Here is a 15,076-nt window from a genome sequence, read left to right as displayed (position 1 = left end):
GCCTGGACTACGACTCGCTCCAGCGCGTGAACCCGCGCCTGGTCTATTGCTCCGTCACCGGCTTCGGCCAGACCGGCCCCTACGCCGCGCAGCCCGGCTACGACACGGTGTTCCAGGCCATGAGCGGCCTCATGTCGGTGACCGGCCTGCCCGACGGCGTGCCCGGCGGCGGCCCCATGAAGACCGGGCCCAGCCTGGCCGACTTCATGGCCGGCCAGTTCGCGACCGCCGGTGTCCTGGCCGCGCTGTACGAGCGCGACACCCACTCGGGCGAGGGCGCGCACATCGACATCGCCTTGCTCGACAGCACCATCGTGGCGCAAACGCATTCGGTGGCGACCTACCTGGCCACCGGCCAGGTGCCGCCGCGCCGCGGCACCGAGGGCAACGGCGGCTTGCCTTCGCAGGCCTTTGCCTGCGCCGACCGCAGCGTCATCGTCATCTGCGGCAGCGAGGAGCAATACCGCCAGTTCTGCGAGGTGCTGGGCCATCCCGAACTGGCGAGCGACCCCCGCTTCGCCACCAACAGCGATCGCCTGCGCCACCGCGCGGAACTGGCTTCGACCTTCGGCGCCATCACCGCGCGCTGGACCTCGGCCGAGCTGCTCGCCGCGCTCAAGAACGCCGGCATTCCCAGCGGCCCGGTCAACAGCTACCCCGAGGTGTTCGCCGACCCGCAGGTGCAGCACCGTGGCGTGGCGCTCGTGGCCGAGCACGCGCAGGCCGGCCCCACGCGCTTCTGTGGCAGCCCGATCCGCTTCACCGGCGTGGCCGACCGCGCGCCCATGGCGCCGCCGGTGCTGGGCCAGCACACCGACGAGCTGCTGCTCGAGGTGCTGGGGCTCGATGAGGCCGCCATCGCGGCCTTGCGCGGGAAGGCCGTGCTCTGAGCCCGGGGGCCGCGATGGACGCGTACGACACCCTGTTGCTCGGCGTCGACGGCGGCGTGGCCCGCCTGACGCTCAACCGCCCCGAGGCGCGCAACGCCATCAGCCGCCGCATGGCCGATGAGCTGACCGAGGCGCTGCGCGCGCTGCGCGCGCGCGAGGACGTGCGCGTCCTGGTGCTGCACGGCGCGGGCGAGCACTTCTGCGCCGGCGGCGACGTCAAGGGCATGGGCGACGCCGGTCCGCGCGGCGCGCCCGAAGCCCGGGCCGGCATGGCGCGCTACCGCCACATGACCGAGGCCCTGCACGGTTTCGACAGGCCAGTCATCGCCGCCGTGGACGGCGTGGCCTACGGCGCCGGCTTCAGCCTGCTGCTGCTGGCCGACCTGGTGCTGCTGAGCGAGCGCGCGCGCCTGTGCATGGTGTTCGGGCGCGTGGGCCTGGTGCCCGATTGCGGCGCGCTGCACACGCTGCCGCGCGTGGTGGGCCTGCAGCGCGCCAAGGAGCTGGTGTTCTCCGCGCGCGAGGTCCGCGCGCCCGAGGCGCTGGCGCTGGGGCTGGCGATGGAGGTGCTGCCCGCGAAGACCCTGCTCGACCGCGCCCTGGCGCTGGCGGCGGCGCTGCGCGAGGCCTCGCCGCTGGCCTTGTCGCTCGCCAAGCGCGCCTTGAACCGGTCCTTCGACCAGGACCTCGCCGGCCTGCTCGACGCGGAGGCCGATGCGCAGGCGCTGGCCTTGTGCAGCGAAGCGCACGCCGAGGCGGTTCGGCGCTTCGTGCACAAGGCACCCGCACGCTTCGCCTGGCCGGACTGATGGGGCGCGCTCAGAGGCGGCGCCGCAGCGCCTCGAAGAACAACTCGGACTGCAGGCGTTCGCCCAGGGTCTGTTCGGCCACGCGCGCGGCCATCTCGGGCGTGCTGGGCGCCAGCGGCAGGCCACTGGAGGCGGCGAGCACCTGCGCCATGCAGGCGCGCTCCAGGTAGTAGAGGTCGTCGAAGGCGTGGTCGATGCGCGCGCCGCAGACGATGACGCCGTGGTTGGCGAGGAAGGCCACGTCGGCGCCGCCCATGGCGCGCGCGATGCGCTCACCCTCGGCGTGGTCGAGCGCGAGGCCGTTGTAGACCGGGTCGCTGGCCACGCGGCCATGGAAGCGCATGGCGTTCTGCGACAGCGTGCTGTCCAGCGCGCGCTCGCGCGTGAGCGTGAGCGCGGTGGCGTAGGGCATGTGGGTGTGCAGCACCACGGCCTGGCGCGCCACGCGGTGCACGCCGGCGTGGATGTGCATGGCCGTGCTCTCCACCGGGTGGCGGCCCGCGAGCGCACGGCCCTGCGTGTCCACCATGACGATGTCCTCGGCCTGCACCTCCTGCCAGAGCAGGCCGCGCGGGTTGAGCAGGAAGCGGCCCGAGCCGTCGGGCAGCTCCACGCTGAAGTGGTTGCACACGCCTTCGGACAGGCCGAAGTGCGCGGCGGCGCGCAGCGCGAGCGCGAGGTCGGCGCGCAGGCGGCGCACGGGTTCGGTGTGGAAGTCTTGTTCGTGGTTCATGCGTTGATGTCGGTGAGATCGGCCGCCACCAGCCGGGCGGCCGCGAGGTCCCAGCCCGCCCAGCCGCAGTTCTTGAAGAACACCGGGCCCGCCGGGCGCGGGCGCGCCAGCCAGTCGGCCAGCGTGGGCACGGCGGGCACGTCGAGGCCGGCCTGCAGCAGGTCGCCGGCCTCGTGGTCGGCGTCGCGCGTGTCCACCGCCAGCGCGCCGCGCGCGGCGACGTGGCGGCAGACCTCGGGCGCCCATTCGAGCATGGTGGGCGTGAAGGCGCCCACGGCGGCGATGAAGGCGTCGTCGCGCGGCAGGGCGCGCAGCGACGCGGCCTGCGCCGGGGTGGCGCTCACCACCAGCGGGCAGTCGGCGAGCGCGGCGTTGGCGTCGTCCACGCGCCGGGCGTCCAGGCCGAGGTCGCGCGCGTGCGCGACCAGGGCATCGGCGCTGGCCGCACCGCGCGAGGCCACGCGCACCTGCCGAACGCCCAGACCACTGGCGAAGGCCTCCAGGTGGGCGCGCCCCTGCACGCCGGCGCCCACGATGAGCAGCGGGCCGTCGGTGCGCGGCGCGAGCGTGCGCGCGGCCAGCAGCGAGACGGCGGCGGTGCGGCGCGCCGTCACCGTGGGACCGTCGAGCAGGGCCAGGCGGCGGCCGTCGCGCGCGTCGAACACCACCACGTCGCCCTGGATCGCGGGCAGGCCGCGCGTGGCGTTGTCGGCGACGAAGCTGATCAGCTTGGTGATGGCCACGCGCGCGTCGGTGGCGGGCATGGCGAAGAAGGTGCCGCCCGCGGGCAGGGGCAGCACGGTGCGCGCCGGCACCTTCACCGTGGGGTCGCGCAGCAGCGCGGCGATGGCGTCGGCGAGCGCGGGGTAGGGCAGGGCGGCGGCGGTGGCCTCGGCGGCGTACAGGCGGGGTGGGCTCATGGACCGATGATGCGGCATGGCGCCGGCCCCGCGGACAAAAAATTGCCCGTGTCAAGCCCGGTCTGAAATTCAGCCGAGGCTTGAAACATTAAACGGGACAGTAGGTTAGCTCTGTTTTGGGCCGCATGGGAGAGTTGCGGCTTCGTGGGCTAGGTGCCACATAAGAGCGTCAAGAGAGAAAGTACGAGCGCGCTGTATCGAATCCGAATGACCAGCAGCAACCGACTTGTAGCTGAAATAGTACACCACTCAAGCCGCCGCACATGGAATAGATGACCACCTGCTTCGACAGGTGGGCGGTGCGGCAATTTCGCGGCCTGCTGCGCGCGCAGGCCGCTTATCTCTTCTCGGATTCTCTCTCAGGCGCAAGCAACGGTTTCAGCCTTGCGCACCGGAATCCACCCCGGCGCCGCTTCCACCGCACGCCATAGGCCATCGGGAATGGACAGCGCCGCGCGCTTGTCCAGATCCAGCTCCTGGCAGATCTGCGCATCGCAGCGCGCCTGTGCCAGTCCCACCCAATCCGGATTCATCACCAGCCCCTTGCCCACGACCGCCAGCGACAGCCCCAGATCAAGCGCAGCCTGGGCCTGCTCGGGCGTGCGCAGCATGCCTGCCGCCAGCATCGGCACGCGCTTGCCAACGTGCGCAATGACCTGTTCCACCGTGAGGCGAGTGTCGGCGCTCAGCGGGCGCGCGCCCAGCACGTCGTTGAGCGAGGCATGCAGGTAGTCGATGCCCTCGGCGATCAGCCCGTCCACCAGCGCGCAGATGTCCGGCACGCGGTAGCCGCCGTCCTCGCGCTCCTCGGGCGAGATGCGATAGCCCAGCAAGAACGGCCGCTTGGCATGGGCAGCAATTACGCGCTTGGCCTCACGCACCACAGCCAGCGCGAAGCGCATGCGGTTTTCCTGCGAGCCGCCCCATGCGTCATCGCGCTGGTTGTAGCGCGGCGAGAAGAAGTTCTGCAGCAGGAAGCCGTGCGCGCCATGCAGTTCCACACCGTCGAAACCGGCCTCGATGGCCCGGCGCGTGGCCTCGCCGAAGGCATGCACCATCTCCAAAATCTCTTTATGCGACAAAGCTCGCGGGGTCACGTCGCCCCGGTTGAAAGGCCCACCCAGCGCATTGACGGCGCTGGCGCTCACCAGTTCGCCCCCAGGCACGGCGTCCACCACCGCCTTGTTACCCGCGTGGAAGATTTGCAGCACTGCCGTAGCGCCGCCGCTCTTGGCGGCCTCGGCCAGCCGCCGCAGGCGAGGAACGAAACGGTCGTCATAGGCAGCGAACTCGTCGGTGAAACCGATGCCGCTCTCCGTCACATGCGTGCAGCCGGTGATGACCATGCCCACGCCCTGGGCGCGGCGGCGGTAGTAGTCCAGCTCCGCATCCGAGATGGAGCCATCGGGATTGGCCGACCAGGTGGTCATCGGCGCCATTACCACGCGGTTGCGCAGCGTCAGGCCGTTGTCAAAAGCAAAAGGTTGGAACAGAGTGGCGTGTTCAGCAGTCATGGAGAAACCTCGGCGCAACGCAGGCGCCCCAAAAGAAAGTCATAAGACTTCCAATCTGAGGCCAAAGTGGCTGCATGCCAAGATTTCCAATCTGTACAACAGTATTCAGTCCGGATTGACAATCAGACGATAAGAACGCCGCTCAGCGGCCCCGCTTCTTCTTGGAGGGCGGTTGCCGTCGAGTTTTCATGCCCTCGCGCTTCTCGACCAGGAAGTCAATCAACGCTCGCACCTTGGCGGGCATCTGCGCGCGGGTCGGCGCATAGATATAGAAGCCCGCGAAGGGCTTGCACCAGGGCTGCAGCACCCGCACCAGCGCGCCCGACTCCAGATGTTGCTGCACGGCAATGTCGATGTGCTGGATGAGGCCCACGTTCTGCAAGGCGGCGCGGATCATGCCGTCGTCGTTCGTGATGACGCTGCCCTGCGGCTCCACGGTAAAGGCGTGCCCGTCTTCCTCCGGCGCAGTGAACTCCCACGGCAGGATCGCGCCACCGGGCATCCGAAACCGCAGGCAGTTGTGCCGTGCCAGATCGGCGGGTGTGGCCGGTTGCCCATGGCGCTCGAAGTACGCAGGCGTGCCCACCACCGCCATCTCCAGCGCGGGCGTGATCGGCACCGCCACCATATGCTCGGCCAGGCTCTCGCCCACGCGGATGCCCGCATCACAGCCATCGGCCACGATGTTGGCCAGCGCATCGTCGGCGACCATTTCCAGGTGGAGCTTGGGGTAGCGGGTGCAGAACTCCTCCAAGTGCGGTTCCAGCAGGGTCTTGGCGGCCACGCGGGACGTATTCACGCGCACCAGCCCCGAGGGCTCGTCCCGTGCGTCATGCATGGTGCGCACCGTTCGCTCCACGGCGACCAGAGCCGGATACCACACGTCATAGAGGCGCTGGCCTTCCTCGGTCAGGATGACCCGGTTCCACACCACCTGCACGCGGCTCTGCCCGTGGCTGACCCGGCTGTTGTAGCGCCCGAGGATGCGCGATCCCTGCGGGATCAGCAGGAACTTGCCCGTGGCCGAGTCATAGACCGGCTCCGTCACCGTGGCGATCACGTCGCCCGGCAGGTCGGACTTGATGCCCGTCACCAGTGCGCCCGCGATCACCGTTCCGGCCATGACCTGATACGGCGACGCCGGCGGCGCCAGATGGCCGGAATTACGGGTTTCCGTAGAACCGCTTTGCAGGAACGCCTCGTTCTGGTCTTGCCGGCTCTGCGCAGCGGCCGGGGCGGCAAGCTGGGCCGCCACCGAGGCCGGCCCGGCGGCGAGCGGGTCGAAGGCGGCGAGCGTGCTGGCAGCGCCAGGGGCACCCGGCGTCGCCTGCGCCACCGTGGGCGTGGCGGCGGCCTGGCCCTGGCCGCCTGAGCGAAAGAACACCGACGAAGCCGCCGCCGCTTCCGCCTCCTTGCGCAAGGCATCGTTCGGATCATGGCCGGGGGCCGCGTAAGCGGCCATGGCGGGCTGCTGCGAGATCACGATGGCCGGGCCAAGATCGCCCGGCAACGGCGGCCCTAGCTCGGGCACAGCGGGCGGCAAGGCCGGCGGCAGCTTCGAGTAGTCCGCCGGCAGCGCATCCAGCCCTTCGGACTTCGAGACGCGATCGACGTTGTAAAGCTCGGTCTGCTCGCCCGCGCCGCGCCGCTGCGGTTGCAATGACCAGATCGTGGCCCCGAGCACGGCGACCGACAGGCCGCCGACGAGGACGGCCAGCGTGCGCCGGTTCAGGCGTGTGACCGGGCGCGGCTGGGCGCGCAGCGCCACGGCCTCGGGCGCGACCTTGCCCGCCTGCGGCGTGGCGAGGTCGGGAGTGTCGTCCTGGCTCATTGTCAGTTCCTCCGTGCCACGCCATCCGTGCGCTCGATCCGCACCACGTCGCCCTTGTCGCCGCCCAGGCGCAGCTCCGCCGCGCCAAAGAGGCGATCCACGATGTAGTACGGCGAGCGGAAGCGGTAGTTCACCAGTTGGCCGTCACCTTCGGCCCCGATCACGAACAGCGGCGGCAGGTCGCCTTGCGCGATGCCGGCGGGAAACTGGATATAGACCTTCTGCCCGTCGTCGAAGGCGCGCAGCGGCTTCCACGGCGGATTGCTGCCGCTGATCGCGTAGCGGAAGCGCAGGTTCTCCAGCGACAGGCCGCTATCGACCGGCGCGGCGGCGCTGGCCGCCTGCGCCTGGCGCTGCAAGGCCAGCATCCGATCGCGCGGGTACTCCCAAGACACCGACGCCATCCACGTCTTGTCCGTGGAAGTCAGCTCCAGCAGATACGTCCTGCGGCTGGTGGTGATGACCAGATTGGTCTTGAGGCCCGAGCGGATGGGCTTCACCAGCACGTTCACGCGCAGGTCGGCACCGCCGCCGCTGGACGTGTCGCCCACGATCCAGCGCACGGTATCGCCGGCGGCCACCGTCACCAGCTCCTCGCCGGGCTGGAGCGACACCACGGTCACGCGGCCCACGGCCGCATAGACCTGATAGAGCGCGCCATCCGTGAAGGGCCACACCTGAATCGCGTTGACGTAGCCCTCGCGCGTGGGCGCGACGCGGGCCTCGGCATTGGCCCGCGACACGCGCACCTTCTCGTCGGCAGGTTCAGGCGTGGGCTTGGCGTCCTTGGCCTCGGGGACCGGCATCAACTGCGCCGGCATCGGCAGCACCTCGGGCACGGCCACGACTTCCACCGGCGCGGGTGGCTCGGGCAGCGGCAGGGCCTGCACCGGCTCATCGAGCGAGATGATCGGCGGTGGCTTGCCCTGCGTGGCGCAGCCCGCGAGGGTGAGCACGATCAACGGCAAGGCGGATTTACGGAAAACATCATTCATGGTTTTGCTCCTTCGGAAGAATCCAGTTCGCGACTCCACGACAGGCCGTTGACGTAGATGCCCAGCGGGTTCTTGCGCAGGCGTTCCTCGGTGCGCGGCGGCTGGAGCACGATGGACACCACGGCGGTCCACCGTTCCAGGCCCGCCGCGGCGCCGTTGACGTAGCGGCGTTCCGTCCAGCGCACGTTGAAAGACGTGTCGCTGGCGCGCACGACGCTGGCGATCTGCACCGTCACCGATTCCTTGCCGATGCGCGCGAACGGGTCGTTGACCCGCGCGTAGTCGTTGAGCACGGCCGCGCCCTTGTCGGTCGTGTAGTCATAGGCGTCCAGCCAGTTCTGCCGGACGACGATGGGGTCGATGGACAGCGAGCGCACCAGCGTCACGAAGCGCGCGATGTGGTGCGCCGTCTGCGCATCGCCCGGCCGGTACGGCGTGGCGGCTTCGCCCACGGCGCGCACCTGGCCCGTGTTGTCCACCTCCACGACGTAGGGTGTGACGATGGACTGCGCCGAGCGCCACACCAGGCCGCCGGCCATCAGCAGCGCGAGCGTCAGGCACCCGAACGCCATCAGGCGCCAGTTCTTCGCCTGCACGCGCGGCGAGCCGATACGGTCGTCCCACACCTGGCCGGCAGCTTGGTACGGCGTGGCAGGCTGCGGCGTGTCGGCGTAGCGCACCTGCGGTTTCTTGAATCGCATGGTCAGTTCTCCTTGTGAATCGCGTCAGTCGTCGGAGCCGCGCAGGCTCGGGCCTTGCCCAGAGCCGCCGCCATCGCCACCGCGCAGCGCGTGGGCGGCGGTGGTCGCGGCCTGGGTGAGTTGCTGGCGGCGGTGCAGCCGCTTGGCCCAAGCGGGCTGCTCGGGCGTCTGTGCGGCGACACCGGCGGGGGCTTCACTCGCGGCGGCCTGGCTGGCTGACGCGCCGGCGTCGCCATCCCAGCCAGCGCGGAACGGTGCGGCTATGCGCTGCCCGGCGGACTTCGCGCCGGTCTTGGCGACGTTGCCCAAGCCCGCCATCGCGCCCTTCGCGCCGCCGCCGGCGGCAGCGGAACCGGCCTGGAACGCCGACTTCGCGCTGCCGGCCGCCGACGTGGCGGCACGCGCGCCGCTGCCGGCCAGCTTGGCGGCGGCCGGGGCCATGCGCGCACCGGCGGCCACCGCGCCGCCGACGCCCGTAGCCGCTGCACCGACGGCCACCGCCGTTCCGGCCGCGCCGATGGCGGCGCCGACCATCGCGCCCGCGCCGAGCTGCGGCGCACCGGACACGAGACCGGTGGCGATGCCGGGGCCGAAGATCCCCAGCGCCAGCAAGGTAAGCGAAGCCAGCATGATGACCAGCGCGTGGTCGATGGACGGCTCGGCGGGATGGACTTGGAACTGCGCGAACAGGCCCGAACCGATGCCGACGATCACGGCCAGCACCAGCACCTTGACGCCGGCGGACACGACGTTGCCCAGCACCTTCTCGGCCAGGAACGAGGTCTTGTTCCAGAGCGCGAACGGCACCAGCACGAACCCGGCGAGCGTGGTCAGCTTGAACTCGATCAGCGTGATGAAAAGCTGGATCGCCAGCACGAAGAAGCACAGCACCACGACCAGCCAGGCGAGGAACATCACCGTGATGGCATCGAGGTTCACGAACACCTCGGGGAAGCCAGCCATCTCGCCGACCTGCTCCAAGATCGGCGCCCCGGCGTCGATACCGGCTTTCGCCAGTCGTCCCGGCTGCAAAAAAAAAAGCCCGCCGGGCGGCGGGCTTTGTCTCGGGGCCGGACCGTTCAGATCTTGGCCGAGGTGATGTAGCTGTCGTAGCGCCACTCGGAGAAGCGGCTCCACAGGATCTGGTCGCGCTGGAAGGCGCGCATGTCCTGGTGGATCTTCTTGAACTCGGGCGACTTGGCCTCATGCTCGGCGAAGACCTCCATCGCGGTCTTGAAGCCGGCGTCCATCACGGCCTTGGGGAAGGCGACCAGCTTGGTGCCCGAGGCCACCAGGCGCTTGAGGGCGATGGGGTTCTGCGCGTCGTACTTGGCGGTCATGTCGCGCGCGGCCACGGCACCGGCGGCGCGCACGATGGCCTTGTTCTCGGCGGACAGGGCGTCGAAGGCCTTCTTGTTGATGAAGAACTCCAGCTCGGCGCCGCCTTCCCACCAGCCGGGGTAGTGGTAGAAGGGCGCGACCTTGTTGAAGCCCAGGCGCTCGTCGTCGAAGGGGCCGACGAACTCGGTGGCGTCCAGCGTGCCCTTCTCCAGGGCCTGGTACACCTCACCGGCGGGCATGTTCTGCGCCACCACGCCCAGCTTGGCCATGGACTCGCCGAACAGGCCGCCGCCCATGCGCATCTTCAGGCCCTTGAGGTCGGCCACGGTCTTGATTTCCTTGCGGTACCAGCCGCCCATCTGGGTGCCGGTGTTGCCGGAACTCATGGAGAGGATGTTGTACTTGGCGTAGAACTCGTCCATGAGCTTGCGGCCGTTGCCGTGCTCCATCCAGGCGTCCATGTGGCGCGCGGTCAGGCCGAAGGGCACGGCGCAGCCGAAGGCGAAGATGGAGTCCTTGCCGGTGAAGTAGTAGGACGCGGTCTGCGCCATCTCGATGGTGCTGTCCTGGATCGCGTCGACCACGCCGAAGGCGGGCACGATCTCGCCGGCGGCGTGGATGGAGACCTCGAACTTGCCGCCGGACAGCGCCTTCACGGTCTCGGAGAACTTCTCGGCCGAACCGAAGATGGTGGGCAGCGATTTCGGGAAGCTCGACGCCAGGCGCCAGCGCACGGCGGCCTGGGCATGCACCGCGGGTGCGATGCCGGTGGCGAGCACGCCGGCGATGCCGGCGTTCTTGATGAGGGAACGGCGATCCATGGAAATTGACTCCTCGGGAAACGGGGGTTGGGGTTGCGGACGCAACCACCTATAGGGAGGGGCAGTATGCCACCCCCCATTCCTAGGGTTTCCACTAGATCGCGCCCCACCCCAAGGCCTGGGCCGCGCGCGCCTGGGCCTGGAGGATCAGGCAAGCATCTCGCAGCCCTGTGCTAACACCCCCGGGGGACGCTGGCCAACACTCCCGGCCATGCCGGCGGCCTGGGCCCCGGCATGGCCGATCCGCTTCCTTTTCCCCTTGGGAGACCCCATGACCACCCTTCAAGTCAATGGCCGGAACCACACGCTCGATGTGGACCCCGGCACCCCCGTGCTCTGGGCCCTGCGCGACAACCTGGGCATGACCGGCACCAAGTTCGGCTGCGGCGCGGCGCTGTGCGGCGCCTGCACCGTGCACCTCGATGGCCAGGCCATCCGCTCCTGCATCACGCCCGTGGGCAGCGTGGAGGGCCGCGCGATCACCACCATCGAGGCCGTGGCGCAAGGCGAGGACCGCGTGGGCCGCGCCGTGCACGAGGCCTGGGTGAAGCACGACGTGGCGCAGTGCGGCTACTGCCAGAGCGGCCAGATCATGAGCGCCACGGCCTTCCTCAAATCGCTGCCCAAGGGCCAGCGGCCGAGCGCCGCCGACATCGACGCGGCCATGGCCGGCAACGTGTGCCGCTGCGGCACCTACGAGCGCATCCGCGCCGCCGTGGCCGAGGCCGCGCGCGCCATCGCCTGACGGAGGAACGGACATGCTGCCTTCCACCTTCACCCCCGAACTGCCCCGCGCGCTGCAGCTGATGCTGGCGCGCGGCGGCGCGTCCGCCGAGGGCGCGGCCGAGCTGCCGCGCCGCGGCTTCCTCAAGCTCGCCGTGGCCAGCGGCTTCGCGCTGGGCCTCGCGCCCCTGGCCGCCCAGGCCCAGGGCGCGGGCGCGCCCGACGCGGCGCTCAAGCCCACGCAGCGGCCCGGCGCCTTCGTCGCCATCGCCACCGACGGGACCGTCACCGTCACCGTGAACCGGCTCGAATTCGGCCAGGGCGTGCAGACCGCGCTGCCCATGGTGCTGGCCGAGGAGCTGGACGCCGACTGGAGCCAGGTGCGCAGCCAGCTCGGCACCAATGACCCGGCCTACGCCGACCCGCTGGCGGGCATGCACCTCACGGGCGGCTCCACGGCCGTCAAGAACAGCTTCACGCAGTACCGCGAACTCGGTGCCCGCACGCGCGCCATGCTGGTGGGCGCGGCCGCCGCGCGCTGGCAGGCCGACCCGGCCACGCTGCGCACCGAGGCCGGCCACGTCATCGGTCCCGGCGGCCGCCGCGCCAGCTACGGCGAACTGGCCGAGGCCGCGATGCAGCAGCCCGTGCCCGAGCGCGTGGCGCTGAAGGACCCGAAGCGCTTCAAGCTCATCGGCCAGCCCACCACGCGGCTGGACGCGCGCGCCAAGAGCAGCGGCCGGCAGGACTTCGGCATCGACGTGCGCCGCCCGGGCCAGCTCACGGCCGTGATCGCGCGCCCGCCGGTTTTCGGCGCCAAGCTGCGCTCGGTGGACGACGGCGCCGCGCGCGCCGTGAAAGGCGTGAAGGCCGTGCTGCGCGTGCCACTGGACCGCGGCGCCGAGGGCGTGGCCGTGGTGGCCGAGGGCTACTGGCCCGCCAAGCTCGGGCGCGACGCGCTCAAGCTCGACTGGGCCAGCGACGCGGTGGACAAGGTCGACAGCGAACGCCAGCTCGCCCAGTACCGCGAGCTCGCCGGTCGGCCCGGCGCGGTGCATTTCGACGCCGACATGGCGCCGCTGGCCACGGCGCCGAAACGCATCGAGGCCGAGTTCGTCTTTCCCTACCTCGCGCACGCGCCCATGGAGCCGCTCAACTGCACGGTGGAGCTCGCCGAGGGCGGCGCCACGCTGTGGGTGGGCACGCAGATGCCGGGCCTGGACGGCCTGGCCGCGGCGCGCGCCCTGGGCCTCAAGCCCGAGCAGGTGCGCGTGAACGTGCAGGCGGCCGGCGGCGGCTTCGGCCGGCGCGGCGTGCCCAGCAGCGAGTACGTGGTCGAGGCCTGCCAGATCGCCCGCGCCGCGCGCGAGGCGGGGGTGCGCGCGCCGGTGCGCACCGTCTGGAGCCGCGAGGACGACATCAAGGGCGGCTACTACCGCCCCATGCACCTGCACCGCGCGCGCATCGGCTTCGATGAGCGCGGCCGCGTGCTGGCCTGGGACCACGTGATCGTGGGCCAGTCCATCATCGCCGGCAGCCCCTTCGAGCCCTTCATGGTGAAGAACGGCGTGGACCAGACCGCCGTGGAAGGCATGCGCGCGCCCTATCCGCTGCCCATGCGCCTCACCGTGCACCACCCCCAGCTGAACGTGCCCGTGCTGTGGTGGCGCAGCGTGGGCTCCACGCACACCGCTTTCGTGATGGAGACGCTGATCGACCAGATCGCGCGCGAGACGAACCAGGACCCGGTGGCCTACCGGTTGGCGATGTTCGGCGATCAGCACCCGCGCCACCGCGACGCCCTGAAGCTCGCGGTGGACAAGAGCGGCTACGGCAAGCGCAAGCTGGCCGAGGGCCGCGCCTGGGGCGTGGCGGTGCACGAGAGCTTCGACTCGGTGGTGGCCTACGTGGTCGAGGCCTCGGTGAAGGACGGCGCACCCGTGCTGCACCGGGTGACGGCGGGCGTGCACTGCAACCTCGTGGTCAACCCGCGCACGGTGGAGGCGCAGGTGCAGGGCGCGGCGCTGATGGGCCTGGGCATGTGCCTGCCCGGCGCGGCCATCACGCTCAAGGACGGCGTGGTCGAGCAGGGCAACTTCGGCGACTACCGCGTCGCGCGCATCACCGAGATGCCGACGGTGGCCGTGCACACCGTGCCCAGCGCCGACCCGCCCACCGGCATGGGCGAGCCCGGCCTGCCGCCGCTGGCGCCGGCGTGGGCGAACGCGCTGGCGAGGATCACCGGCAAGCCCTTGCGCGACCTGCCCTTCAAACTGGGGTAGCACCCCCGCCGCGCTTCGCGCGACCCCCTCGAGGGGGTGGCACCTGCGGCCTGGCACAGCCGGTTCCGCGGTGCCTCTGGGGGCGCTGCTTCAGGCGGGCACCGGTGTGTATCCCTCGCCGGTGCCCAGCGCGCTCTCCAGGTCGCGCAGCGGCGACAGGCCGAACTGGCGGCTGTACTCGCGGCTGAACTGGGAGGCGCTCTGGTAGCCCACGCGGTAGCCGGCGCTGCCCACGTCCAGCCGCTCCACCAGCATCAGCCGGCGCGCCTCCTGCAGGCGCAGGCGTTTCTGGTACTGCAGCGGCGTCATGGCGGTGACCAGGCTGAAGTGGTGGTGCAGGGACGAGGCGCTCATGCCCACCTGGCTGGCCAGGGCCTCGATGCGCAGCGGCTGCCGGTAGTTCTGGCGCAGCCAGGCGATGGCCTTGGCGATCTTGTTGCTGGGGCTGTTGGCCGAGGCGATGCGCAACAGGGCGGGGCCGTGCGGACCGGTGAGCAGGCGGTAGAGGATTTCCTGTTCGATCAGCGGCGCCATGGCCGCGATGTCCTGCGGGCGCTCGAGCAGGCGCACCAGGCGCAGCATGGCGTCCAGCAGCTCCAGCGGTGCCTTGTGCACGGCCACGCCGCGCAGGCTGTCGCCGCGCAGGGCCTCGGGCGGCAGGCTCACGCGCGACAGCACCTCCTGCAGGCGCGCGCCGTCGATGGCCATGCCCAGGCTCAGCTTGGGCCGCTCGGGCGTGGCCTGCACGATGCACGAGATCACGGGCAGGTCCAGCGTCACCACCAGGCAATCGCCGACGCCGTAGTGGTAAACCTCCTCGCCCAGGGTGAGGCGCTTGGCGCCCTGCGTGACCAGCGCGAAGCAGGGCCACTGCGCCGTGTGCATGGGCAGCGAGGGCGAGCTCTGGCGGGCGAAGAACAGGTGGTCCACCGCGGTGGGCGTGAGGCCGTCGCGGTCGGTGGATCGGGCAATGATGCCGTTGATCTCGCTCAGGTAGTCGTCGGGCTTGAGCATGGGGCGTTCAGACGTAGGGGCGGCGCCGGGATGATCCCGCAAATGGCCCGATCCTCCACGCCCGTGGGGTCAAACGGGCGCGGGTCCGCAGGATCGGGCAAGCCCGGCGGAGGATCGTGGCAGCCGCCCGTCGGGCTGTCGCGCGGCCCTGGTCACAATCGCTCCCTCCCATCCGTCTGGCGCGTCATGAACGATCACACCCTGGACAGCTTCCTGCGCCTGCGGCCCCGGCTGCGGGGCATCGCCTACCGCATGCTGGGCTCGGCCGCCGACGCCGACGAGGTGGTGCAGGACGCCTGGCTGCGCTGGCACGGCACCGAGCACGCGTCGGTGGACAACGCCGAGGCCTGGCTGGTCTCCGTCACCACGCGCCTGGCCATCGACCGGCTGCGCGCGGCCCAGTCGCGGCGCGAGCAGTACGTGGGCACCTGGCTGCCCGAGCCCATCCTCACCGAGGCCGAGGCGCCGCACACGCCCGAGCAGATGCTGGAGCGGGCCGACC

Annotated in this window: 13 protein-coding genes and 2 pseudogenes; 5 read left to right on the top strand and 10 right to left on the bottom strand. The window is 70.8% G+C overall.

The features are described from left to right. Together BGO22_RS08365 and BGO22_RS08360 are read left to right on the top strand one after the other, a co-directional pair. Positions 1-890, top strand: an 890-nt coding sequence (locus BGO22_RS08365; protein ID WP_286850090.1) for a CaiB/BaiF CoA transferase family protein, incomplete at its 5' end; no start/stop codon positions are given. A 14-nt stretch (positions 891-904) separates the two neighbouring features. Then, a complete protein-coding gene (locus tag BGO22_RS08360; protein ID WP_286850087.1) occupies positions 905-1,699 on the top strand; it encodes an enoyl-CoA hydratase/isomerase family protein in 795 nt (264 codons plus the stop codon). A 10-nt stretch (positions 1,700-1,709) separates the two neighbouring features. Here BGO22_RS08360 and BGO22_RS08355 read toward each other — a convergent pair whose 3' ends face one another. The 9 genes and pseudogenes from BGO22_RS08355 to BGO22_RS08315 all read right to left on the bottom strand — a co-directional run bounded on the left by BGO22_RS08355 (position 1,710) and on the right by BGO22_RS08315 (position 10,555). Then, entirely contained in the window at positions 1,710-2,432 is a 723-nt protein-coding gene (locus tag BGO22_RS08355) for an aldolase (RefSeq protein WP_070399303.1), read from the bottom strand. Beyond that, positions 2,429-3,352 (bottom strand): delta(1)-pyrroline-2-carboxylate reductase family protein, encoded by a 924-nt coding sequence (locus BGO22_RS08350; protein WP_286850084.1) that lies wholly within the window; start codon positions 3,350-3,352, stop codon positions 2,429-2,431. Before BGO22_RS08350 ends, BGO22_RS08355 begins: the two co-directional genes overlap by 4 nt. A 359-nt stretch (positions 3,353-3,711) precedes the next feature. Beyond that, entirely contained in the window at positions 3,712-4,866 is a 1,155-nt protein-coding gene (locus BGO22_RS08345; RefSeq protein WP_286850082.1) for an NADH-dependent flavin oxidoreductase, read from the bottom strand. 142 nt (positions 4,867-5,008) lie between these two features. Then, positions 5,009-5,704, bottom strand: a complete 696-nt coding sequence (locus BGO22_RS08340) for a LysR substrate-binding domain-containing protein (protein WP_286850103.1) — start codon at positions 5,702-5,704, stop codon at positions 5,009-5,011. A gap of 45 nt (positions 5,705-5,749) precedes the next feature. After that, positions 5,750-6,697 (bottom strand): annotated as a pseudogene (locus tag BGO22_RS08335) (TraB/TrbI/VirB10 family type IV secretion system protein); the annotation flags it as partial. 2 nt (positions 6,698-6,699) lie between these two features. Then, entirely contained in the window at positions 6,700-7,692 is a 993-nt protein-coding gene (trbG, locus tag BGO22_RS08330) for a P-type conjugative transfer protein TrbG (protein ID WP_286850079.1), read from the bottom strand. Then, complete coding sequence (trbF, locus tag BGO22_RS08325) at positions 7,689-8,393, bottom strand: conjugal transfer protein TrbF (protein ID WP_286850078.1); 705 nt, start codon at positions 8,391-8,393, stop codon at positions 7,689-7,691. Before trbF ends, trbG begins: the two co-directional genes overlap by 4 nt. A 24-nt stretch (positions 8,394-8,417) precedes the next feature. Further along, positions 8,418-9,428: pseudogene (gene trbL, locus BGO22_RS08320) on the bottom strand (P-type conjugative transfer protein TrbL); the annotation flags it as partial. Positions 9,429-9,472: 44 nt separating this feature from the next. Next, a complete protein-coding gene (locus tag BGO22_RS08315) occupies positions 9,473-10,555 on the bottom strand; it encodes a TRAP transporter substrate-binding protein (protein WP_070399305.1) in 1,083 nt (360 codons plus the stop codon). A gap of 271 nt (positions 10,556-10,826) precedes the next feature. Between BGO22_RS08315 and BGO22_RS08310 the strand changes: the two genes are divergently transcribed. Together BGO22_RS08310 and BGO22_RS08305 are read left to right on the top strand one after the other, a co-directional pair. Then, positions 10,827-11,300, top strand: coding sequence for a (2Fe-2S)-binding protein (locus BGO22_RS08310; protein ID WP_070399306.1), 474 nt, complete (start codon positions 10,827-10,829; stop codon positions 11,298-11,300). A 13-nt stretch (positions 11,301-11,313) separates the two neighbouring features. Beyond that, the gene (locus tag BGO22_RS08305) at positions 11,314-13,560 is read left to right on the top strand and encodes a xanthine dehydrogenase family protein molybdopterin-binding subunit (protein WP_286850075.1); all 2,247 of its coding nucleotides are present in this window, start codon (positions 11,314-11,316) and stop codon (positions 13,558-13,560) included. Between the two features lie 90 nt (positions 13,561-13,650). On the opposite strand, the gene BGO22_RS08300 is transcribed toward BGO22_RS08305, so the two are convergent. Further along, positions 13,651-14,574, bottom strand: coding sequence for an AraC family transcriptional regulator (locus BGO22_RS08300; RefSeq protein WP_070399308.1), 924 nt, complete (start codon positions 14,572-14,574; stop codon positions 13,651-13,653). A 186-nt stretch (positions 14,575-14,760) separates the two neighbouring features. On the opposite strand from BGO22_RS08300, the gene BGO22_RS08295 reads away from it, so the two are divergent. After that, positions 14,761-15,076, top strand: a 316-nt coding sequence (locus tag BGO22_RS08295; protein WP_286850072.1) for a sigma factor, incomplete at its 3' end; no start/stop codon positions are given.

The organism is Hydrogenophaga sp. 70-12 (genome assembly GCF_001897365.1).
GTDB lineage: Bacteria > Pseudomonadota > Gammaproteobacteria > Burkholderiales > Burkholderiaceae_C > Hydrogenophaga > Hydrogenophaga borbori.
Note: the sequence above shows the minus strand (reverse complement) of the source record. Positions and strands in the feature narration are given on the sequence as shown.